This is a genomic window from Pseudomonas sp. No.21, from assembly GCF_054558415.1.
In genome coordinates, this window is the sequence record NZ_BAAJNO010000011.1 from 76,332 (window position 1) to 96,797 (window position 20,466).

At 68.2% G+C, this 20,466-nt stretch carries 18 protein-coding genes; 11 read left to right on the plus strand and 7 right to left on the minus strand.

The features are described from left to right. Positions 1 to 42 precede the first annotated feature (42 nt). Complete coding sequence (locus tag ACYJSS_RS22570; protein WP_111259521.1) at positions 43 to 381, plus strand: tryptophan synthase subunit beta; 339 nt, start codon at positions 43 to 45, stop codon at positions 379 to 381. Between the two features lie 280 nt (positions 382 to 661). Continuing rightward, positions 662 to 1,003 carry a hydrolase gene (locus ACYJSS_RS22575; protein WP_236205388.1) on the plus strand — a complete coding sequence of 114 codons (342 nt, stop codon included), beginning with the start codon at positions 662 to 664 and terminating at the stop codon, positions 1,001 to 1,003. A gap of 659 nt (positions 1,004 to 1,662) precedes the next feature. On the opposite strand, the gene lapD is transcribed toward ACYJSS_RS22575, so the two are convergent. From lapD to ACYJSS_RS22595, 4 genes are all read right to left on the minus strand, one after another. Further along, on the minus strand, positions 1,663 to 3,618 hold the full coding sequence (gene lapD, locus ACYJSS_RS22580; protein ID WP_111259519.1) for a cyclic di-GMP receptor LapD: 1,956 nt from the start codon (positions 3,616 to 3,618) through the stop codon (positions 1,663 to 1,665). A gap of 3 nt (positions 3,619 to 3,621) precedes the next feature. Then, positions 3,622 to 4,305, minus strand: a complete 684-nt coding sequence (lapG, locus tag ACYJSS_RS22585) for a cysteine protease LapG (protein ID WP_236205414.1) — start codon at positions 4,303 to 4,305, stop codon at positions 3,622 to 3,624. Positions 4,306 to 4,392: 87 nt separating this feature from the next. Beyond that, positions 4,393 to 4,794, minus strand: a complete 402-nt coding sequence (locus tag ACYJSS_RS22590; protein ID WP_236205387.1) for a YbaN family protein — start codon at positions 4,792 to 4,794, stop codon at positions 4,393 to 4,395. 13 nt (positions 4,795 to 4,807) lie between these two features. Further along, entirely contained in the window at positions 4,808 to 5,392 is a 585-nt protein-coding gene (locus ACYJSS_RS22595) for a UPF0149 family protein (RefSeq protein WP_173177028.1), read from the minus strand. A 136-nt stretch (positions 5,393 to 5,528) separates the two neighbouring features. Here ACYJSS_RS22595 and recQ point away from each other — a divergent pair, with 136 nt between their 5' ends. The 6 genes from recQ to ACYJSS_RS22625 all read left to right on the plus strand — a co-directional run bounded on the left by recQ (position 5,529) and on the right by ACYJSS_RS22625 (position 14,704). Continuing rightward, complete coding sequence (gene recQ, locus ACYJSS_RS22600; RefSeq protein ID WP_236205386.1) at positions 5,529 to 7,661, plus strand: DNA helicase RecQ; 2,133 nt, start codon at positions 5,529 to 5,531, stop codon at positions 7,659 to 7,661. 237 nt (positions 7,662 to 7,898) lie between these two features. Then, entirely contained in the window at positions 7,899 to 9,068 is a 1,170-nt protein-coding gene (locus ACYJSS_RS22605; RefSeq protein WP_111259515.1) for a GGDEF domain-containing protein, read from the plus strand. Positions 9,069 to 9,157: 89 nt separating this feature from the next. Further along, positions 9,158 to 10,174: a DUF2804 domain-containing protein gene (locus ACYJSS_RS22610; RefSeq protein WP_236205385.1), complete on the plus strand. Its 1,017-nt coding sequence runs from the start codon at positions 9,158 to 9,160 to the stop codon at positions 10,172 to 10,174. A gap of 80 nt (positions 10,175 to 10,254) precedes the next feature. Then, on the plus strand, positions 10,255 to 10,689 hold the full coding sequence (locus ACYJSS_RS22615) for a MarR family transcriptional regulator (RefSeq protein WP_111259513.1): 435 nt from the start codon (positions 10,255 to 10,257) through the stop codon (positions 10,687 to 10,689). Continuing rightward, positions 10,689 to 12,089: a DHA2 family efflux MFS transporter permease subunit gene (locus tag ACYJSS_RS22620; RefSeq protein WP_236205384.1), complete on the plus strand. Its 1,401-nt coding sequence runs from the start codon at positions 10,689 to 10,691 to the stop codon at positions 12,087 to 12,089. Before ACYJSS_RS22615 ends, ACYJSS_RS22620 begins: the two co-directional genes overlap by 1 nt. A 266-nt stretch (positions 12,090 to 12,355) precedes the next feature. After that, positions 12,356 to 14,704 (plus strand): FimV/HubP family polar landmark protein, encoded by a 2,349-nt coding sequence (locus ACYJSS_RS22625; protein WP_236205383.1) that lies wholly within the window; start codon positions 12,356 to 12,358, stop codon positions 14,702 to 14,704. 124 nt (positions 14,705 to 14,828) lie between these two features. Here ACYJSS_RS22625 and ACYJSS_RS22630 read toward each other — a convergent pair whose 3' ends face one another. Further along, entirely contained in the window at positions 14,829 to 17,018 is a 2,190-nt protein-coding gene (locus ACYJSS_RS22630) for a patatin-like phospholipase family protein (protein ID WP_111259511.1), read from the minus strand. A 74-nt stretch (positions 17,019 to 17,092) separates the two neighbouring features. On the opposite strand from ACYJSS_RS22630, the gene ACYJSS_RS22635 reads away from it, so the two are divergent. The 3 genes from ACYJSS_RS22635 to ACYJSS_RS22645 all read left to right on the plus strand — a co-directional run bounded on the left by ACYJSS_RS22635 (position 17,093) and on the right by ACYJSS_RS22645 (position 19,078). Beyond that, entirely contained in the window at positions 17,093 to 17,377 is a 285-nt protein-coding gene (locus tag ACYJSS_RS22635; RefSeq protein ID WP_111259510.1) for an Rdx family protein, read from the plus strand. Between the two features lie 78 nt (positions 17,378 to 17,455). Then, on the plus strand, positions 17,456 to 18,454 hold the full coding sequence (gene rfaD, locus ACYJSS_RS22640) for an ADP-glyceromanno-heptose 6-epimerase (protein ID WP_236205382.1): 999 nt from the start codon (positions 17,456 to 17,458) through the stop codon (positions 18,452 to 18,454). 123 nt (positions 18,455 to 18,577) lie between these two features. Continuing rightward, entirely contained in the window at positions 18,578 to 19,078 is a 501-nt protein-coding gene (locus ACYJSS_RS22645) for a hypothetical protein (RefSeq protein ID WP_236205381.1), read from the plus strand. An 85-nt stretch (positions 19,079 to 19,163) separates the two neighbouring features. Here the strand turns inward: ACYJSS_RS22645 and ACYJSS_RS22650 are convergent, their stop codons facing one another. Together ACYJSS_RS22650 and ACYJSS_RS22655 are read right to left on the minus strand one after the other, a co-directional pair. Next, the gene (locus tag ACYJSS_RS22650; protein ID WP_111259507.1) at positions 19,164 to 20,042 is read right to left on the minus strand and encodes a DMT family transporter; all 879 of its coding nucleotides are present in this window, start codon (positions 20,040 to 20,042) and stop codon (positions 19,164 to 19,166) included. Then, on the minus strand, positions 20,039 to 20,377 hold the full coding sequence (locus ACYJSS_RS22655; RefSeq protein ID WP_111259506.1) for a tRNA-binding protein: 339 nt from the start codon (positions 20,375 to 20,377) through the stop codon (positions 20,039 to 20,041). Before ACYJSS_RS22655 ends, ACYJSS_RS22650 begins: the two co-directional genes overlap by 4 nt. Between the last annotated feature and the right edge of the window lie 89 nt (positions 20,378 to 20,466).

Consider the following 20,466-nt stretch of genomic DNA (forward strand, 5'->3'; position numbering starts at 1 on the left):
TGGCGGGCCTTTTTTATGCGGATTCGCTGGGGAGAGCAGTCCATGGTGTACGTACAGCGTGATGAGCGGGGCCGGGTGCTGCGGGTCGAGTCGGAGCCTTTCGAGCACATGACCCACAGCATGCCGGCCGCGGATCCGGAGGTGCAGAGCTGGCTGGCCAGCCGTTCGCTGCACGAGCACCTGATGTCGCTGCAGCATTCCGACCTGGAGCTGGTGCGGGTGATCGAGGACCTGGTCAGCGTCCTCGTCGACCGTGGCGTGATGCGCTACACCGACCTGCCCGAGGCCGCGCGCAACAAGCTCCAGCACCGTGCCCAGGCCCGTGCCCAGGTGGAAGGGCTGGGCAGCCTGGTGCAGGACGAGGGGCGTTTGCCGTATTGAGCCACGGTCGCCGTGGGGCGGTGCCCATGCGCGAAAGGGCTTGGACGGGTGCCTGGGTCCATCGCGGTTGAAACCGCTCCCACGGGCTTTTTCTTCCTGAAATGAATGGCAAAGGATAAAGCCCCGGAGGCGATAGAACCGGCGCCTGCCGTTGCGTTCTATTGCGCGACGGCTCCTCGGTTCACCGAGGGTGACCCGGGTTGCGGCCGTCATGTCCTCTTCAGGAGCGATACGCGAGATGGCGACAAAAGCGGGTGTCTTCACCAGACGAGTGTTGGGCGTGCTTTTGACCGTGGTGGCGCTTGGGGCGGTGACGGCCCAGGCGGTGGATTACGACCTGGATAACGATGGCTATCGTGATGCCCAGTTCGGTGGCAGCGACCACGACCTGGACAACGATGGTTATCGCGACGCGCAGTTCGGTGGCAGTGACCACGACCTGGACAACGACGGCTATCGCGATGCCGAGTTCGGTGGCAGCGACCATGACCAGGACAATGACGGTTACCGCGATGCGCAGTTCGGCGGCAGTGATCATGATCTGGACAACGACGGCTACCGTGATGCCCAGTTCGGTGGCAGTGACCATGACAGCGACAACGACACCAACCGTGACGATTAACCGGCTCCACCCGTAACGAGAACGCCCGCAGATGCGGGCGTTTTCTTTTGCGGACGGCCTGGTGGGCTGAAGCCCACCCTGGGTTGTGGGAGCGAATTCATTGGCTCTGTCGGCGTTAGCTGTTGTGGTTTTAATGCAGGCGCTTAAGCACGACCCTTTCCGGGCGCCCAAGGGTTCGTGCCACCGCCACCCCATGGGTTTCGCTTCGCTCTACACCATCCTACGAAAGCCTGTGCGCACCACGTGGCGATGCGCTGGACGAAGAAAGTTGGAGCAGCCGCCAACGCCCCTCCAGGAGGCCGAACGCAGTCGTTGCGCCGGGGGACGAGCGGCATGGATGCCGCGAGAGGCGCGCCAGGCCATGGATGGCCCATCGCGCCGGCCCCCGATAGCGACGATGGAGTGAGGGAACCCCGGCGAAGCCGAGGCCGGATGATGGGGCAAGCCCTTTTGGTTCCTTTTCTGGCGACTGAGAAAAGGGACTCGCCCGGGTGGGCGAAACCAGAAACATCACCAGAGCTCGGCAATCAGCTGGGCTCAAATCCTCTAGCAACACTTAACGCAGACAGAGCCAATTCATTCGCGAAAAGGGCTGGGCCGGGTGCCTGGGCCTTCGCGGTTGAAACCGCTCCCACGGGTGCGCCGCCGGCCAACGCCCATCAGGCCTGGGTTTCGCTCCAGGGGGCGGGGGGGCCGATGAGGCGGCCCATGGCGCCCTGGATGCCCAGCTCGCCGAGCACGGCCAGTTCGCCCTGGGTTTCCACCATCTCGGCGATCAGCGGCAGGTCGATGCTGTTGGTGGCGCGGAACATCGCCTCGATGAACACGCGCTTGTCGTTTTCCTGGTCGATGGCGCGGATGTAGGTGCCGTCGATCTTCAGGTAGGCCAACCCCAGGTGGGTGAGGTTGCCGATCAGGCTGAAGCGCCCGCCGAAGTGTTGCAGGCCGAGGTGGAAGCCGGCTTCGCGCACGGCCTGGCTGAGTTTCTCCAGTGCGGCCGGCGGGGGCAGGAAGCGTTCGTCCACTTCCAGGGTCATCAGGTCCGCGTGCTGCGGGTGCTCGCGCAGCATGGCGAGCAGGCGCTCCTGGCTCTCGGGTTCGCGCAGGGTGGCGGCGGACAGGCTCAGGGCCAGCGGCTCGGGGTGCCGGTCGAGGTGGGCGAGGGTGTGTTCGAGCATCGCCAGGTCGAAGCGCGCGGCCCAGCCCAGGCGCTCGATCCAGGGCAGGAAGCGCCCGGCGGCGACCGCCTCGCCCTGCGGGTCGAGCAGCCGCGCGAGGACCTTGCGGTGCAGCAGCCTGGTGGGGTCGGCACATTCGGCCACGGGCTGGAAGTAGAGCTGCAGCTTGCCCTGCTGCAGGGCTTCGTCGATCCAGGCGCGCCAGCTGTGCAGGCCCTGGTTGGGCGCGGCCTGGTAGTCGTCGAGGCGCTCCCAGGGGTGCGCCGGGTTGCTTTGCGCCTGGGCCAGGGCCTGGTCGGCGCGGCCTATGACGCTGGCGGCGTCCTCGCCGGGACGGAAGGCGGCGATGCCCAGGTGGGCCACCGGGGTGCAGTCGCTGGCGCCGGTGCCGCGCAGGCTTTCCAGGGCGTCGCTGAGGCTCTGGGCGAGGCGGTCGGCGTCTTCGTTGTCCAGGCCGGGGGCGAGCAGGGTGAATTCGCCGCCGCGGCTGCGGGCGGCCAGCCAGTCGGGGTTGCCGCGCTCCTCCACCCGCTTCTTCAGGAGTTCGCCGATCGCGCCGATCAGGGCGTCGGTGCGCTGGCCGCCGAGGCGCTGGTTGAGGCCGCCCAGGTCATTGACCCGCAGCAGCAGCAGGTAGCCGGCGGCGTTCTGCTCGGCCACGGCCAGCTGGTTGCCCAGGCGGATGTCGAACTGGCGGCGGTTGGCCAGGCCCGTGAGGCTGTCTTGGTAGGCCTCCTCGCGCAGCTTCTCGCTGCGCGCGGCCTCTTCGGCGAACAGGGTCTTGAGCTTGTCGACCATCTGGTTCATGGCCAGCACCACGCGCTTGAGTTCGGGTGTGCGCGGCACCCGGGGCAGGGTGAGGAACTCGCGGCGGCTGATGGCCTGGGCCTGCTGCACCATGTTGTCCAGCGGGCGCAGCTGGGTGCGCAGGAGGAAGCCGCCGAGCACGGCGCTGACCAGGCCGCAGAGCAGCAGCCAGAGCAGGCTGCCGATGGCGCTGTCCCACAGCTTGGCCAGGGCGAATTGCGGGTGGCTGAGCACCTCGACCCGCGCGGCCTGCTCCCAGCCGCGCATGATCAGGGCGTCGCCGCCCTGGGCGCGCAGGTCGACCAGTTTCACGAACCAGGCGGGCACCTTGTCCGAGGTCGGGTCGGCCTGGCGTTCGACGATGACCTTTTCGTCGGCGATGTTGACCACGCGGATGCGGGCGAAGTAGCCGCTGTCGAAGATGGAGCTGACCATCAGCTCGATCATCGCCGGGTCGTCCACGTGGGGCGTCATGGACAGGGCGAGGGCGGTGGCGGCGTCCTGGGCGTGGGAGCGCAACTGGCTGCGCAGCTGTTCCCGGGAGCTTTCCACCCCGGCGAGGAAGCTGCCGGTGAAGGCCACCACGAGGAACAGGCAGATCGCCAGAAACAGCTGCTTGAGTAACGACATCGTCTATCCCTCTCCAATGGCGAAGCCTTCGGCGCGCATCTTTTGCAGGATGTCCTGCCAGCGCGAAAGCTTCTTGCTGTCACCACTGCGCTTGCCGGCGGTGTACAGGCCTTCGGCGTTGAAGGCGTACACGGGCAGCAGGTCCTTGCGTTGCGAGGCCGGCCTTATTTCGCCGATCAGGTTGTCCAGTACCAGCGGGTCCGAGCTGGGGCTGGCGTAGTAGGTGAGCACCATGTGTGCCTGGTTGTAGTTGAGTGCCTTGACGTAGGTGATGCGCAGCTTCTCGGACGGGATGCCGAGGCGGCGCAGGGTGAAGTACTTGGCGATGGAGTAGTCCTCGCAATCGCCGGCGCCCTTGACCAGGGCTTCGACGGGGGTGGCCCAGTAATCGTTCTGGCCCCAGTTGCGCTGGTCGTCGACGAAGCGCAGCTGGCGGTTGAAGAAGCGGTTGACCGTGGCGAGCTTCTCCTTCTCGGGCAGCTCGCCACTGCCGTTGATCAGCGCGCTCCAGGCCTCGATGCGTTCCTTGGCGGTGCCCAGGCTGCCGTAGCGTTTCTGCGCGTTCTGCAGGATCAGGCCGAAATCCCAGTTGGCGGCGACCGCCGAGACCAGCAGGCAGGCGAGCAGGGCCAGCCACGCCGTTCGTGGCCGTCCTTGCTTCGCTTTCGCACGCCGCCCTAGCTGCATCATCAGGGTCTCCGCCCTTGGATCAGTGCAGTCTAGGTGGTGGCCGGGCTTTTTGCCGGTGGGCTCGAAGGATGTTGCGGGGTGGGCTCAGTCGCGCCCCAGGGTCTTCTGGCGAAGGATGTAGAGGGTGACCAGCACGGCGCTGGTGAGCATGAAACCGCGCGCCCAGGGCAGGGGCACGAGGTAGCAGGAGAAGGCGATGCTGATCCACATCAGGCCGATGGCGTAGACCTTGCCCTTGAGCGGGATGCCGTTGCCTTCGAGGTAGTCCCTGATCCAGGGGCCGAGATGCCTGTGGTTGACCAGCCAGAGGTAGAAGCGCCGCGAGCTGCGCACGAAGCAGGCGGCGGCGAGGAGGAGGAAGGGCGTGGTCGGCAATACCGGCAGGAAGATGCCGATCACGCCCAGGGCGACGGCGAGCCAGCCGACCACCAGCAGTACGTAGCGCACTGCCGAGCTGCGGCTCTGGCGGATGTCACCGTGCGCCATCAGCGCGACCGTCTCAGTGACGCGGCTTGAGCAGGGCGGGCTTTTCTTCCGGGGCGTTGCACAGCAGGAACAGGGCGGTCAGCAGCTCGGGGATCTGCTCGACCATTTCGTCGACCAGGTTGCGATCGGCGGCGATATCGGCGAATTCGGGCTGTTCGTCGAACAGGCCGGAACCGACCATGATCGGCAGCAGCAGCTCGCTGACTTCCTCTTCGGCGTCTTCGAACCACACGGATTCGCGCAGGAACACGCCTTCCATGAAGCCGATGCACCAGCCGCGCAGGTCGGAATCATCCGGGTCGTCGCCCAGGTCGAGGTCGCAGGGCATCTCCGGGTCTTCGTCGCTGGCCAGCTGGCGGGCGATGTGGGCCTTGAGCAGCAGCAGGGTGGCTTCGATCTCCTCGCGCTCGGCGTCGCTGCGGTAGTGCGGCGGCTCGGCGAACAGGGCGTCGATCCACTCGCGCTCCGGAACCTGGTCCGGGCAGATGCACAGGGCGGTCAGGTAGCCATGGGCGGCCACGTAGTCCAGGGCTTCTTCGTGCAGGTCATCGGCATCGAGGAAGGCTTGCAGGCGGGAAAGTTGCTCAGCGAAGGACATCGTGGGACTACCTTGAGGAATAAACGAGGGTGGATTCTAGTCGAGTGGAAGGCCCGCGGCAAAAGCGGCCCCGATGGGCGAGGGCTTCCTCGGGCGTTTGCTGACGTATAATGCGCGGCTTCCTTCGGAGACCCGCATGCTCGACCACGCCCAGCGCATCCTCAAAGACGTATTCGGCTACGACGCCTTCCGCGGCCACCAGGCGGCGATCATCGACCGCGTGGCCAAGGGCGGCGATGTGCTGGTGCTGATGCCCACCGGCGGCGGCAAGTCCCTGTGCTTCCAGGTGCCGGCGCTGATGCGCGACGGATTGGCGGTGGTGGTTTCGCCGCTGATCGCACTGATGGAGGACCAGGTCGCCACCCTTGACGAGCTCGGCGTGGCCGCCGTGGCGCTGAACTCCACCCTGAGCAACGACGAGCAGCGCGATATCGCCGACCGCATCCGCCGGGGCGAGATCAAGATGCTCTACCTGGCGCCGGAGCGCCTGGTGCAGCCGCGCATGCTGGCCTTCCTGCAGAACCTGGACATCGCCCTGTTCGCCATCGACGAAGCCCACTGCGTATCCCAGTGGGGGCACGATTTCCGTCCGGAATACCTGCAGCTGGGCCAGCTCGCCGAGCTGTTCCCCGAGGTGCCGCGCATCGCCCTGACCGCCACGGCGGACATGCGCACCCGCGAGGAGATCGTGCAGCGCCTGCACCTGCAGAAGGCCGAGCGCTTCCTGTCGAGCTTCGACCGGCCGAACATCTTCTACCGCATCGTCGCCAAGGACAGCCCGCGCAAGCAGTTGCTGTCCTTCCTCACCGAGCGCCGTGGCGACGCCGGCATCGTCTATTGCCTGTCGCGCAAGAAGGTCGATGAGGTCGCCGCCTTCCTTTCCGAGCAGGGCTACCCGGCGCTGCCGTACCACGCGGGCCTGCCCAGCGACCTGCGTGCCTACCACCAGAAGCGCTTCCTCAACGAGGAGGGGCTGATCATGGTGGCGACCATCGCCTTCGGCATGGGCATCGACAAGCCCAACGTGCGCTTCGTCGCCCACCTCGACCTGCCCAAGTCCCTGGAGGCCTATTACCAGGAGACCGGCCGTGCCGGCCGTGACGGCCTGCCCGCCGATGCCTGGATGGCCTACGGCCTGCAGGACGTGCTGCTGCTCAAGCAGATGCTCAACAATTCCGAGGGCGACGAGCGCCACAAGCGCATCGAGCAGCACAAGCTCGACGCCATGCTGGCGCTGTGCGAGGAGATCCGCTGCCGCCGCCAGGCGTTGCTGGCCTATTTCGACGAGGAACTGCCGCAGCCCTGCGGGCATTGCGACATCTGCGTCGACGGCGTGCAGACCTGGGACGCCACCGAACCCGCGCGCCAGGCGCTCTCGGCCATCTACCGCAGCGGCCAGCGCTACGGCGTCGGCCATCTGGTCGACCTGCTGCTGGGCCGCGACAACGAGAAGGTCCGCGCCGCCGGCCACCAGCACCTGTCGGTCTTCGGCGTGGGCAAGGCGCTGTCCGAAGGCGAATGGCGCACGCTGTTCCGCCAGCTGGTCGCCCGTGGCCTGGCGGATGTCGACCTCGACGGCTTCGGCGGCCTGCGCCTGACCGATGCCTGCCGCCCGCTGCTGCGCGGCGAGGTGAGCCTGCAACTGCGTCGCGACCTCTCGACCAAGGCGCCCAAGCCGGCGGCCAGTGCCGCCAGCCAGCTGGTGCGTGGCGAGGAGCGCGAGCAGTGGGAGGCCCTGCGCGCCCTGCGCCGCAAGCTGGCCGAGGAGCACAGCGTGCCGCCCTATGTGATCTTCCCCGACGCCACCCTGCTGGAGATGCTGCGCAGCAAGCCCGGCACCCTGGCGGAAATGGCACGGGTCAGCGGCGTCGGTGCGCGCAAGCTGGAGCGCTACGGCGAGGCCTTCCTCGAAGTGCTCAACGGCGGAGCCGACGCCGCGCCGGCGCCGCGCGCGGTGGCCGACCTGCGTCACGAACTGGTCAGCCTGGCCCGTGCGGGCATGACCCCGGCGCAGATCGCGCGCCAGCTCGACTGCACCGAGAAGAACGTCTATTCGCTGCTGGCCGAGGCCATCAGCGAGCAGCAGTTGAGCCTGGAACAGGCGCTGGACCTGCCCGAGGAGATGCTCGGTGCGGTGCAGGACGCCTTCCTCGATGGCGAGGGCGAGCTGCCCAGCGTCGCCGAGGTGGCCGAAATGCTCGGCGGCAAGGTCCCCGATGGCGTGCTCCACTGCGTGCGTGCCGCGCTGCAGGCCGAGTTCGAGTCCTGAGGCCGCCGTCACGGGGGCGCCGCATAAGACGCGCCCGACGACTTGTGGCGGATTCCGCCTGCTACTAATGTGCACCTAGGCCTCCGGCCGGCGATGTGAGGTCGCCGGCCCCGACAGGAGGCGCAGGGCCCGCGACGATGGACCGTCTATGTGAGGTAGGCGGTGTTCCGCACGGGCCCGAGGCTGCAAGGCCGGGCGCAGCAGTATGTCCCGGGCCCATAAAAAGAAGAGGTGGCAGTGTCGACACTCAACGCCTGGCTGGACGAAGTACGCCCCAATCCCTATGCCGATCAACTTGCCCTGGGATTCCGGCAACTGCGGTTCGTCCGTCCCCTGGAGCAGGAATACCGCAATTTCTTCCTCGAGCAGACCTTCGACCTCAAGCGCATCGCGCTGCTGCTCGGCTTGCCGATCTGGCTGGCCTTCGCCTTTCTCGACTTCCACCTGATCGCTTCCTCCGAACGCTGGTGGATGCTCGCCGTGCGCCTGGGCGTGCTGGTGCTGCTGGTGGTCTGCGGGCTGCTGATCCTGCAGCGGCGCCATGTGCACCTGCTGGTGCCGCTGAGCCTGGTGTGCGTCGGTGCGCTGGGCATCGGCGCGGCGGCGGTGGTGGCCATCGCCCATCGGGTCGACCCGTCGTTCCCCTATGAAGGGCTGCTGCTGGTGTGCATGGCGGCCTATTTCGTGGTCGGGCTGCGCCTGGGCGAGGCGTTGCTGGTGTCGGTCCTGATCCTGGTGGCCTATGTGGCGCTGGAGCTCTGGGCCGGGCTGCCCTGGCCGCGTCTGGTGAACAACCTGCTGTTCCTCGTGTTCGGCAACCTGGTGGGGGCGGTGGGCTGTTACCTGCTGGAGTTCAAGTCCCGCGAGCACTTCCTCGTCAGCCGGCTGATGCGCATGCTGGCCGAGCACGACAGCCTGACCGGCCTGCACAACCGGCGCAGCTTCAACCGCCAGCTGGAGCGCGTGTGGCGCCAGGCCCAGCGCGAGGGGCTGCCCCTGGCGCTGCTGCTGTGCGATGTCGACCACTTCAAGGCCTACAACGATCTCTACGGCCACCAGGGCGGTGACCAGGCCCTGCAGCGGGTCGCCGAGGTGCTGGAGGACGCGGCGCGACGACCGCTGGACATGGCGGTGCGCCTGGGCGGCGAGGAATTCGCCGTGCTCCTCTACGGCACGCCGGAGGCTGAGGCACGGCAGTGCGCGGAGAACGTGCGCGCGGCCCTGGAGCGCCTGGCCATCCGCCACGAGGGCTCCCAGGTCGCCGAGGTGCTGACGATGTCCATCGGCCTGGCCTGCATCGCGCCGGGCAGCGACACGCCGCTCGGCCAGCTCTACGAACTCTACGAACATGCCGACCGGGCGCTCTACGAGGCCAAGGCCTTCGGGCGCAACCAGGTGGTGGCGTAGTTCGTCCCCCGGGGTGGCGCGGTGCGTGACTGCGTGGACTGGTACGCCGGTGCTAGGATCTGCGCCTTCCCCACCGACGAGCCCCGCCCATGGACACGCTGATCAGCGCTGACGGCCAGCCGCACTACGGCCTTTTCGACGGCACCCCCGGCCTGGTCAATCACCGTGACTTCGATTTCCGCTCGCCCATGGGCCGTCGTCTCGGCGCCTTGGCGAAGTGGCGGCGCTTTCACCAGTTCCAGTATTTCGGCCTGATCAGCGACCAGCTCATCGGCGGCTGCGCCCTGGCCGACCTGAGCCTGGCGGGGGTGGGCTTCGTCTACCTGTTCCACCCGGCCAGCGGGCGCATGATCGAGCGCCAGTTCAAGCTGCCGCTGGGGATGGGTACGCGCTTCTCGCAAGCCCCGGACGACGGCGTCTGCGAGCTGCGCCAGGGCCGCAACCTGCTGCGCCTGGAGAACTCGCCGAACCCGAAGGAGAAGCGGCTGCTGGTGGAGCTCGACGACGGCACCCGCATCGACGCGCGTTTCTCCGAGGACGAACCGGCCTTCCAGCCCATGAGCCTGTGCACGCCTACCGCGGTGAACGGCTGGGTGTATGCGCGCAAGGTGGCGGGCGTCACCTGCCGGGGCGAGGTGCGCTGCGAGCTGGGGGATTTCGACCTGCAGGCCATCGGCGCCTTCGCCCACCACGACTGGTCCGCCGGCTACATGCGCCCGGAGACCTTCTGGAACTGGGCCTGCCTGTCCGGCGAGGCGCAGGGGCGGCGGGTAGGGCTGAACCTGTCCTGCGGGGTCAACGAGACCAGCTTCACCGAGAACTGCTTCTGGATCGATGGCGAGCTGATCAAGGTGGATTGCGTGCGTTTCGCCTTCGATCGCGACCGGCCGCTGGAGGAGTGGCGGATCACCTCCGCCGACGGCCAGGTGGAGTTGCGCTTCGTGGGCACCGGGTTGCACAAGGAGCGGCTGAACCTGGGCTTCATCGCCAGCAACTTCAAGCAGATCTTCGGGCGCTTCGATGGCGTGCTCCGGCCGCATGGGCGGCCGGTCCTGGAGATCGATGGGCTGTGGGGCTTTGTCGAAGATCAATATGTGAAGTGGTAGATACAAAGCTGCGCTTGCTCCCGGCTGTCGCCTATGGTTAGCTCGCTAATTATTAGTTTAGGCAGTTAGAGTTCGTTTCAATGTCCCATACCGATCAACACCGCTTCGCCATGCAGCTCGCGCAGATGTCGCGAGCCTGGCGGGCGGAGCTGGATCGCCGGCTCGTCGACCTCGGCCTGTCCCAGGCTCGCTGGCTGGTTCTCCTGCATCTCGCCCGCTTCGAAGAACTCCCCACCCAACGTGAACTGGCGCAGAGCGTCGGCGTCGAGGGCCCGACCCTGGCCCGGCTGCTCGACAGCCTCGAGGCCCAGGGGCTGGTGCAGCGCCTGGCCGTCGCCGAGGACCGCCGGGCGAAGAAAATCACCCTGTGCCCCAAGGCGCGGCCGCTGATCGAGAAGATCGAGGCCATTTCCAACCAGCTGCGCAGGGAGGTCTTCACCGGCATCGATGAAGACGAGCTGCGTCGCTGCCAGCAGATCCACGCGCAGATACTGGCCAACCTGGAACGGCGTTGATGCAGGACCTCGAGGCCCTGCACACGCGCTTCGGTCCGCGTTATCCGCAGTTGCTGCTCGGCCTGCTGATGGTCGGCAGCATGGCGATGATCCTCGCCTCCACCAGCATCAACGTCGCCCTGCCGGCGATCATGGCGGACTTCGCCATCGGTCGGCCCCTGGCCCAATGGCTCGCCACCGGCTTCCTCGCCGCGATGACCGCCGGGCTGTTGCTCGCCGCCTGGGCCCAGTCGCGCCTGGGCGCGCGACGCACGGTGCAGGTCGGCCTGCTGGTCTTCACCCTCTGTTCCCTCCTGGCGCTCGCCGCCACCTCGGCCTGGGAGCTGATCGCCCTGCGCATCGTCCAGGGCGCCTGCGCCGGGATCATCCAGCCGCTGGCGATGGTGCTGATCTTCCGCATCTTCGCCGAGGGTGGCCGGGGCATGGCCCTGGGCATCTACGGGCTCGGGGTGATGATCGCGCCGACGCTCGGCCCGACCATCGGTGGCTACCTCATCGACCACTTCGGCTGGGAGGCGGTGTTCTGGTTACCGCTGCCCATGTGCCTGCTGGCGGCGCTCGGCGCCCAGTGGCTGATGCCGTCGGACCGCGACCGGCGCACACCGGGCGTCGACCTCGTCGCCTTCCTCTACCTCGGCGTCGCGCTGTTCGCCCTCCTCGGCGCCCTGGCCGAGGCCCAGCGCTTCGGCTGGCTGGCGCCGAGCTGCTGGATTCCCGGGCTGCTCGGCGTGCTGGCGACCCTGGCCTTCGTCCTGCGCAGCCGTGCCAGCGAGCGACCGCTGCTGCCCCTGTCACTGTGGCGGCACGCCGCGTTCCGCAAGGCGAGCGGGGTGGCGCTGGTGCTCGGCCTCGGTCTCTACGGCTCCACCTACCTGATCCCGTTGTTCCTGCAGACGGTCGAGGGCTACAGCGCCGGCCGCGCGGGGCTGTTGCTGCTGCCCACGGGCGTAGTGCTGGGCCTGGCGTCCTTCATCGGCGGCTGGCTCAGCGACAAGCTTTCCGCCGCACTGCTGCTGGTGGCCGGCCTGCTGGTGTTCGCGGCTTCGAGCCTCGGGCTGGGGCTGGTGGAGAGCGGTGCGTCCTTCGTGTTGCTGTGCTTCTGGGCCTGCGTCGGCCGCCTCGGGCTGGGGCTGCTGCTGCCGGCGCTGAGCACCGGTTCGCTGGATGTGCTGAGTGCCGAGGAACTGGCCCTCGGAGCGGGCGCCATCACCTTCGTGCGCCAGCTCGGCGGTGCCTTCGGCGTCAACCTGGTGACCTTCTTCCTGGAGTGGCGCCACCATGCCGGCGGCGGTGATGCGCTGGCCGAAGCCCTGGCGTTCCAGCAGACCTTTTGGCTGGTCGCGGGGCTTTTCCTGCTCGCTCTGTGGCCCGCCTGGGGCGTCAAAGCGACAAAAGGCTGACGTGGCTCTATAAATGTTCGCCAAGGGTGTGAAATACGTCACTTTCATGGCGAACTTGAAGTAAGATTCCTACAGCCTGATGGCCCAAGGCCGGTACGCCGGGCAATCTGGGAATTTGCATCCATACTTATTTTCTGTTGGGTTTCAGGGATCGTTTCCCAACGCGTTCACTTTCAATGCCAACGCCTGACTTTCGCCCCTCCATGGATACCGGATCGTAGGGAGGTGGCCGTGGCGTTCGAGCCGGCATGACCGGGGGAGGGCACATGGCTCGAGTCAACAGGATCCTCGTTGCGTTTGCATCGGGACCCATCCTTTATTCCGGCCTGGCGTCCGCCATCGGCCTGGGCGAGATCACCCTGCATTCCGCGCTGAACCAGCCCCTGGAGGCGGAAATCGGCCTGCTCGACGTGGGCGACCTGACCGACAGCGACATCAAGGTCAGCCTGGCGTCGGCCGAAGTCTTCGAGCGTTCCGGCGTCGACCGCGTGCTGTTCCTCAACGATCTGCGCTTCAGCCCCATGATCCGGGGCTCCAGCGGCCGCATCCGCGTGGTTTCCAACAAGCCGGTGCGTGAGCCCTACCTGAATTTCATCGTCGAGGTGGCCCGGCCCAACGGCCGCCTGCTGCGCGAATACACCCTGTTGCTGGACCCGCCGGAGTTCTCCGCCTACAACCCCGTGGCCGCGCCGCTGGGCGCTGCCGCCAGCCAGCGCGACGGCCGCCGCGGCGATGCGCCCAGCAGCACCCGCCAGCCTGCCCCCGCAGCCGCGCCGCCCGCCACCCAGGGCAAGCGCTACACGGTGGTCAAGGGCGACAGCCTGTGGGCGATCGCGCAGCGCCAGAGTGCCGGTAGCGGCATGAGCACCGCGCAGATGATGAACGGCATCCATGCGCTCAACCCCAGCGCCTTCGCCAATGGCGACCCGAGCCGCCTGAGCGTGGGCCAGAGCCTGCTGCTGCCGGATGCCGCGACGCTGTCCGCGAGCACCTCGACCGCTCCGGCCACCGCGCCGGGCAGTGACGTACGGGCGACCTCGGGTAGTGCCCCCGGCCCGGTCCCCGCGCCCGCCAACCCGGGCCAGCCGGCGCCGCTGCCGCAGCAGATCGCCGAAGTACAGCGTCGTGTCGACACCGAGCTGCTCAACAGCGAGAACGAACGCCTGCAATTGCGCCAGGACATCGCCGACCTCCAGCTCAAGCTGGAGAACCTGCAGCGCCAGATGGAGCAGAAGGATGCCCAGCTGGCGCGCCTGCAGGGCGCCCTGGACACCCAGGGTGCCGAAGGCGCGAGCGTGCCGCCGGCAGCCGATGCCGTCGCAGCGGACGCCAGCGTTGCGGGCAGCCAGGCCCAGGACCCCGTCGATTCGCAGCCGCCGATCACCCCGGGCGAAACCCGGGCGCCGGCCTCCAGCGAAGCGCCCGCGCCCGCTGCCGACGCCGTGCAACCGCAGGCGGCTTCGCCGGACGCCGCGCCCCAGGCGGCGGTCGAGGCGCCGGCTGGCCCGGACGCCTGGTCCCGTGGCCTGCTGGCCATCGGTGGCGTGCTGCTGTTGGCCGTCCTGGCCCTGGTGCTGCTGCGCCGCCGCCAAGGGGCTCGCCCCGAGGAAACCGGGCTGGAGCACGAACCCGAGCCCAGGGTGCGCCCGGCTGCCGTGGCCGTCACTGCCGAGCGCCCGCGCATCAGTGCCGTGCCCCGGTCCCGGGCGGAGCCCGTGGCCGCCACCGCCGCTGCGGTGGCCGCCGTGCCCGCGCCTGCACCGGCGCAGCGCCCGCAGCCCCAGCCCGTTGCCCCGCGTGCATCCAGCGATTCCCTGGATGGCGCCAACATCTACATCGCCTACGGTCGCTTCAGCGATGCCGAGAGCGCTCTGCGCGCGGCCATCGTCCAGGAGCCCAAGCGCACCGACCTGCGTTTCCGCCTGCTTGAGGTGCTCGGCGAGCTGCGTGATCCGAGCGGCTTCGCCGCCGAGGAGCGGAGCCTGCTGGAGATGGGCGTCGGCCCGGCGCGTATCGAGCAGATCAAGGCCCGCTACCCCGGCATCGATCAGAACCACAGCGCCGAGCCGATGCTGGCCGATCCGGAGTTCGTCCTCGCTGACGAGGCTTCCGACCAGCCCCCGGCCGCGCTTGTCGTGCACCGTGACGACGAGCTGAGCGACGAGTTCCAGCTCAACCTCGACGACCTGCCGCTGGATGCCGACTGGGACAGCCTCAGCCCCTTCAAGACCGAGGCGCCCAAGGCCAAATCTGCGGGCAAGGCCGAGCCGGTGCAGCACCACGTCGACCCTGCGTTCCGCAGCAACCTGCAGGACATGCCCGAGGTGTTCGAACTGGATGACCTGGAGCAGGCCGACCGCCTCGAACTGCCGGACCTGCCCCAGGCCGAAGAGTTGGGCGAACTGACCTTCGACTTCGAGGACCCGCTGGAGGCCGATGACGACCTCGACCACCTGGCCGCGCGCCAGGAGAACCTGATGAAGCTCAACCTGGCCCTGGCCTACATCGACCAGGGCGACGTCGAAAGCGCCTGCAGCATCCTCAACGAGGTGATCGATGGCGGCGACGAGGAGCAGAAGCAGGAGGCCCGCCAGCTGCTGGCGAAGATCGCCTGACCGCTTGCGCAACACCCCAAAGCCCGGACTTCGTTCCGGGCTTTTTCATGGCTGAACCCTGAACGTATTGCCTGGCAGCGCTTCGCGGGCAGAGCTCGCTCCTGCAGGGAAGAGAGTCGGGGGCTTAGAACACGCGGCCGAGCTTGAGGTAGAGCGCCTGCTCGGACGCGTCGTTGAGGCCGTAGCTGAAGTCGAGCGGGCCCAGCGGCGTGTCGAAGCTTATGAACAGGCTGCCCGCATTGATGTAGCCGCTGTCGAAGCTGTTGTCGTGGTTCCAGGCCCGGCCGCGTTCGAGGCTGGCGCCGAGATAGAAGGGGAAGTCCAGCGGCAGGAACGAGCGCTGGGTCATGCGCCGGTAGTAGACCAGCCGTGCCAGGGCGACGTTCTGCCCGGAGATGGAGTCCTCGCGATAGCCCGACAGCTGGCGTGCACCGCCGAGCTGGAAACTGGAGGTGACCACCTCGGCGCTGTCCAGCGTGCGTCCGTAGCGGCCGCCGAGGACGAAGGTGTTGGCGTCGCTGGAGAGTGCCTTGTCCAGGCTCAGCTCCCACTGGCGGTAGCGGTCGTCGGAGCCCAGTTCGGGGTCGTACTGGCGCAGGGTCACCTTGATGTCCTCGCCCTCGTGCGGGTAGTCCACGTTGTCGAGGGTGTCGAACGAGTACTTCGCCTCGTAGTAGCCCTCGCTGAAACTGAAGCTGGGCAGGCGGCGGTCGCCGATCCGCACGTCGGCATCGCCCCAGGCCTGGCCGATGCCGAGGCGCAGCTCGCCGTTGTTGGCGATCTGCCGGCCGATGTTGAAGCCATAGCCGTAGCGCTGCAGGCGGTATTCGGCGATGGGGTCGTTGTCCAGGGTGGCGTCCACGTTCTGCGCCTCGGCGGCGAGGTAGGGGGCCACGAAGTATCGCGAGCCGTAGTCCAGCGGCTGGTAGAACTCGCTGTAGAGCTCCTGGTCGCTGCCGATCTGGGCCCGGGTCAGCCATTCGGCGCCGAGCGTATTGATGCCGTTGACCCGGTAGCTGGCGCCCAGGTTGAAGGTACTGCCGCCGCGCATGTCGTCGTCCAGGCTCAGGCCCAGGCGCAGGTAGTCGGTGCCGGTGCGCTTGCCGCGCGCGTTGATCACCAGCACGTTGCCGTCCTTGCGCTTGACCACGCGGTAATGCACCTGCTCGAAGTAATCCAGGCCGTAGAGCGTGCCCATGTCGCTCTGCAGGCGCTCCAGGTCCAGCGGCTTGCCGGTTTCCTGGCGGATGATGCGGCGGATCACCTCGTCGCCCACCTTGGAGTCGTTCTCCACGCTGATGCGGGCGATCACCGGGCGGCGCTCGACCGGCAGGCGCGCCTCCTCCAGCACGGCCTCCTGCCGGCCGCCCGGATGGGCCAGCGGAGCGAAGCGGTTCTTGAGGATGGTGGCGGCGCGGTAGCCGGCGTCGATCATCTCCCGCGCGCGGCCGAAGTCGGTGGCGGAGAAACCGGCCAGGGGCGGCTGCACCAGGATGTCGTCCGGGCCGAGGGTGGCCAGTTGCGCCTCGGAGTTGCGCCGGGTCATCAGGGTTACCGACTGGTTGAGCACATCGACCACCGTGAGCAGTTCCTTGCGCCCGCGTAGCGGGGTGCCGATGTCGACGGTGATCACGAGGTCGACACCCATCTCCCGCGCCACATCCACCGGGATGTTGTCCACCATGCCGCCGTCCACCAGCAGCTGGCCGTCCACCTCCACCGGGGCGAACACCGCCGGGATCGACATGCTGGCGCGGATCGCCTGGGGCAGGTGGCCCTTGCGGAATACCACCTTCTCGCCGGTGGAGATGTCGGTGGCCACGGCACGGAAGGGGATGGCCAGGCGGTCGAAGTCACGTGTGTCGCTGGTGTGCACCAGCAGGCTCTCCAGCAGCAGGGCGAGGTTCTGGCCCTGGATCACGCCGAGCGGCAGGCCCAGGCTGCCGTCGTCGCGGAAGCTGAGCTTCTGCTTGACCAGGAAGTCGCGGTCGTCCTGCTTGCGGCGGAAGGGGACGTCGTCACGCAGCGGCGCATCGGAGAGCGCCTGGCGCCAGTCGATGGCCAGGGCCAGCTTCTCCAGTTCGTCGACGCTGTAGCCCGAGGCGTAGAGGCCGCCGATCACCGCGCCCATGCTGGTGCCGGCGATGGCATCGATGTGCACGCCCTGTTCCTCCAGCGCCCGCAGCACGCCGATGTGCGCCAGCCCGCGCGCGGCGCCGCCGGACAGCACCAGGCCGATGCGTGGGTGGGCCTGCTCGGCCAGCGCGGCCAGTGGCAGGACAATGAGAGCGAGGAACAGAAGCACGCGGCGCATAACGCATCCCTGGTCAGGCGGGGAGGAAAAGGCCGCTATTATAGGCACCCCGCACTCCACCACCGAGCATCGCCATGCCCAGCGCCAGGCCCGAAATCGTCATCACCTATTGCACCCAGTGCCAATGGCTGCTGCGCGCCGCCTGGCTGGCCCAGGAGCTGCTCAGCACCTTCGCCGAGGACCTCGGCCGGGTGGCCCTGGAGCCAGGCACCGGCGGTGTGTTCCGCATCACCTGCGATGGCGAGCAGATCTGGGAGCGCAAGGCCGATGGCGGTTTCCCCGAGGCCAAGGTGCTCAAGCAGCGGGTCCGCGATCGCATCGATCCGACGCGTGACCTGGGCCATAGCGACCGGCCCTGAACCTTCTTGCCCCAGGTCAAGCCCGACCCGTTGGTGCAGGCATAGCCTGACGGCATTCCCCTTTCCTGGAGTGCCGTCATGAGCATCATCGTCACCGGTGCCGCCGGCTTCATCGGCAGCAACCTCGTCCGGGCCCTCAACCAGCGTGGCGAGACGGACATCATCGCCGTCGACGACCTGACCGAGGGCGACAAATTCCGCAACCTCGCCGATTGCGAGATCCGCGACTACCTGGACAAGCGCGACTTCGTCCCGCGCTTCGCCGAGGGCGCCTTCGGCATGGTCCGCGCGCTGTTCCACCAGGGGGCCTGCGCCAGCACCCTGGAGGCGGACGGGCGCTACATGATGGACAACAACTACCGCTACAGCTGCGAGTTGCTGGACGCCGCGCAGCGTCGCGGCTCGCCCTTCATCTATGCCTCGTCGGCCGCCGTCTACGGCGCGGGGCGGGTCTTTCGCGAGGCCCGCGAGCACGAGCGGCCGCTGAACGTCTACGGCTACTCCAAGTTCCTCTTCGACCAGCGCGTGCGTCGCCTGCTGCCCCAGGCCCGTGCCCAGGTGGTCGGGTTGCGCTACTTCAACGTCTACGGCCCGCGCGAGGGGCACAAGGGACCGATGGCCTCGGTGGCGCTGCATTGCTTCCAGCAATACCGCGCGCACGGGCGGGTGCGGCTGTTCGAGGGCTGCGACGGCTTCGCCGATGGCGAGCAGCGGCGCGACTTCGTCTCGGTGGAGGACGTGGCGCGGGTCAACCTGCATGTTCTCGACCACCCTCAGTGCTCGGGCATCTTCAACCTCGGCACCGGTATCGCCCGGCCCTTCAACGCGGTGGCCATGGCGGTGGTCAACGCCCTGCGCGCCGAGGCCGACCAGCCACCGCTGGGCCTGGCCGAGCTGGTCGAGCGCGGGGTGCTCGTCTACGAGGCCTTCCCCGAAGCCCTGCGCGGGCGCTACCAGAGCCATACGCAGGCGGACATCGACCTGCTGCGCGAGGCCGGTGCCGGCGAAGGGTTCCTCGACCTGGAGACTGGCGTGGCGCGCTACTGCCGCTGGCTGCTGGAGCAGGAGCGGGCCTGAGGTGGGCGTGTATCAGGACGTTTACCCCGGCTTTACACAGGGCTGACGCCCGCCGGTGCGGCCCCGGCGAATAATGCTCTCGGGCGGCCGCGATCCTGCTGCCGCCGTGCAGCGAGGTGAACGATGTCCTTGAAAACAACCATGACGCTGGCGTTGCTGGTGCTCGGCCTCTCCACCCAGGCGTTCGCCGGCCCGGGCCCGGGTGGTCCCGGCGGGCCCGGTCCGGGCGGCCCCGGCGGCTGGGGCCCTGGTCCGGGCGCTGGCGGGCACGGTCACGGCCTGCCTTCGGGCGCACGGGAGCTGTGGATCGGCAGCGCGCTGTATTTCGTCGCCGCCGGCACCTACTACCTGTGGAACGCCGACGTGCAGCGCTACGAGGTGGTGGCCCCGCCGCCGGTGGTGCAGGGCAACAGCGTGGCCAGCTACGAGGTGATCGCCTATCCGGCCAACGGCCAGAGCGTCGAGCAGCAGGGCCGCGATCGTTACGAATGCCACGGCTGGGCGGTGTCCCAGAGCGGCTTCGACCCGGCCACCGTGACCCGCCCGGTGGGCAGCGACAGCACCGAACGCTACCGCCGCGCGCTGGGCGCCTGCCTGATGGGACGCGGCTACAGCGTCAACTGAGAAGCCGGGCCGCGTTGAACCGTGGCCCGGACTCCAGCCCGGGGCCCCGGCGGCCTCGCTTCCGTGCTGAAGCACGGGCTAGGGTTCAGTGCGCCGCTTCGGCGGGCTTCACAGCGTTGGCTTTGCGCGTCGGGAAGGCGATGGCGATGATGATCAGCGCGCCACCGGCGAGCATGCGCAGCGAGGGCTCCTCGCTGAACAGCCACCAGGCGAAGGCGATGCCGTAGACCGGCTCCAGCGCGAAGATCACCGCCGTGGTGCGGGCGTTCAGCACCTTCAGGCTGGCCACGAACAGGCTGTGGGCGAGGCCGGTGCAGAGCACGCCGAGCAGGGCGATCCACAGCCAGTCGATGGCCCGTACCGTGGGCAGCAGCGACCAGCCCAGGGGCAGCACGCAGACGACGATGCAGAGGTTCTGCCAGAGCGCCACCTTCACCGGGTCCAGCCCACGGGTGCTGGCGCGGTTGAGCAACGACAACAGGGAGAACAGCAGGCCGGAGAGGATGGCCGCGATCAGCCCCTGGGTGGCGTCGCTGGCGAAATCGAACGCCGGGGTCACCAGCACCAGGCCGACGCTGACCAGGACGACCACCAGCATCTCGCGCAGGTGGATGCGCTCGCGGAACAGCAGCCCCTCCAGCAGCAGGGTGAAGGCCGGGAAGCTGGCGAAGCCCAGGGTGGCGATGGCCACGCCGCCGACCTTCACCGCCTGGAAGAACAGCACCCAGTGCCCGCCCAGCAGCAGGCCGCCGAGCAGCAGCAGGGGAACCTGGCGCCGCGACGGGGAGCCGCCCCGGGCGCCGCCGACCAGCCGGGCGAACAGCGCCAGGGCGAGGACGGCGAACAGCGCCCGGCCCAGAGTGATCACCAGCGGCGTGGTTTCCGCCAGCTTGCCGAAGATGCCGGAAAGGCCGAAGAGCAGGGCACCCAGGTGGATGGCGAGCAGCGCGTTGCGTTCGTTCATGCCAGGCGCGCACCGTTGGGCAGCGGCTTGTCGAAGCCGGCCAGCACCACCTTGCCCTCGGCGTCGTGGACGCCGGTCACCAGCACCTCCGAGCGCACCCCGGCGATGCGCTTGGGCGCGAAGTTGCAGACGCACAGCACCTGGCGGCCGACCAGCTCCTCGGCCCTGTAGTGCGCGGTGATCTGCGCGCTGGAGGTCTTCACCCCGAGTTCGCCGAGGTCCACCTCCAGCACGTAGGCCGGCTTGTTGGCCTTGACGTTGGGTGCGGCGGAGACGACGGTGCCGACGCGCAGCTCAACGCGTTCGAAATCCGCCCATTCGATGGTCGATGACATACAGCCCCCTTGTTTGACGATGGCCGCAGTCTAGAGGGCCGAGCGTCGGCTTGTCTGTCGCAGGGCTCGCGGGTTTCGTCGCGATACTC

What these genes read in the sequence shown, in the direction of transcription:
- ACYJSS_RS22570 (WP_111259521.1), top strand. Translation starts at nt 43, where the DNA reads ATGGTGTACGTACAGCGTGATGAGCGGGGCCGGGTGCTGCGGGTCGAG.
- lapD (WP_111259519.1), bottom strand. Translation starts at nt 3,618, where the DNA reads ATGTCGTTACTCAAGCAGCTGTTTCTGGCGATCTGCCTGTTCCTCGTG.
- lapG (WP_236205414.1), bottom strand. Translation starts at nt 4,305, where the DNA reads ATGCAGCTAGGGCGGCGTGCGAAAGCGAAGCAAGGACGGCCACGAACG.
- ACYJSS_RS22590 (WP_236205387.1), bottom strand. Translation starts at nt 4,794, where the DNA reads ATGGCGCACGGTGACATCCGCCAGAGCCGCAGCTCGGCAGTGCGCTAC.
- ACYJSS_RS22595 (WP_173177028.1), bottom strand. Translation starts at nt 5,392, where the DNA reads ATGTCCTTCGCTGAGCAACTTTCCCGCCTGCAAGCCTTCCTCGATGCC.
- recQ (WP_236205386.1), top strand. Translation starts at nt 5,529, where the DNA reads ATGCTCGACCACGCCCAGCGCATCCTCAAAGACGTATTCGGCTACGAC.
- ACYJSS_RS22610 (WP_236205385.1), top strand. Translation starts at nt 9,158, where the DNA reads ATGGACACGCTGATCAGCGCTGACGGCCAGCCGCACTACGGCCTTTTC.
- ACYJSS_RS22615 (WP_111259513.1), top strand. Translation starts at nt 10,255, where the DNA reads ATGTCCCATACCGATCAACACCGCTTCGCCATGCAGCTCGCGCAGATG.
- ACYJSS_RS22620 (WP_236205384.1), top strand. Translation starts at nt 10,689, where the DNA reads ATGCAGGACCTCGAGGCCCTGCACACGCGCTTCGGTCCGCGTTATCCG.
- ACYJSS_RS22625 (WP_236205383.1), top strand. Translation starts at nt 12,356, where the DNA reads ATGGCTCGAGTCAACAGGATCCTCGTTGCGTTTGCATCGGGACCCATC.
- ACYJSS_RS22630 (WP_111259511.1), bottom strand. Translation starts at nt 17,018, where the DNA reads ATGCGCCGCGTGCTTCTGTTCCTCGCTCTCATTGTCCTGCCACTGGCC.
- ACYJSS_RS22635 (WP_111259510.1), top strand. Translation starts at nt 17,093, where the DNA reads ATGCCCAGCGCCAGGCCCGAAATCGTCATCACCTATTGCACCCAGTGC.
- rfaD (WP_236205382.1), top strand. Translation starts at nt 17,456, where the DNA reads ATGAGCATCATCGTCACCGGTGCCGCCGGCTTCATCGGCAGCAACCTC.
- ACYJSS_RS22645 (WP_236205381.1), top strand. Translation starts at nt 18,578, where the DNA reads ATGTCCTTGAAAACAACCATGACGCTGGCGTTGCTGGTGCTCGGCCTC.
- ACYJSS_RS22650 (WP_111259507.1), bottom strand. Translation starts at nt 20,042, where the DNA reads ATGAACGAACGCAACGCGCTGCTCGCCATCCACCTGGGTGCCCTGCTC.
- ACYJSS_RS22655 (WP_111259506.1), bottom strand. Translation starts at nt 20,377, where the DNA reads ATGTCATCGACCATCGAATGGGCGGATTTCGAACGCGTTGAGCTGCGC.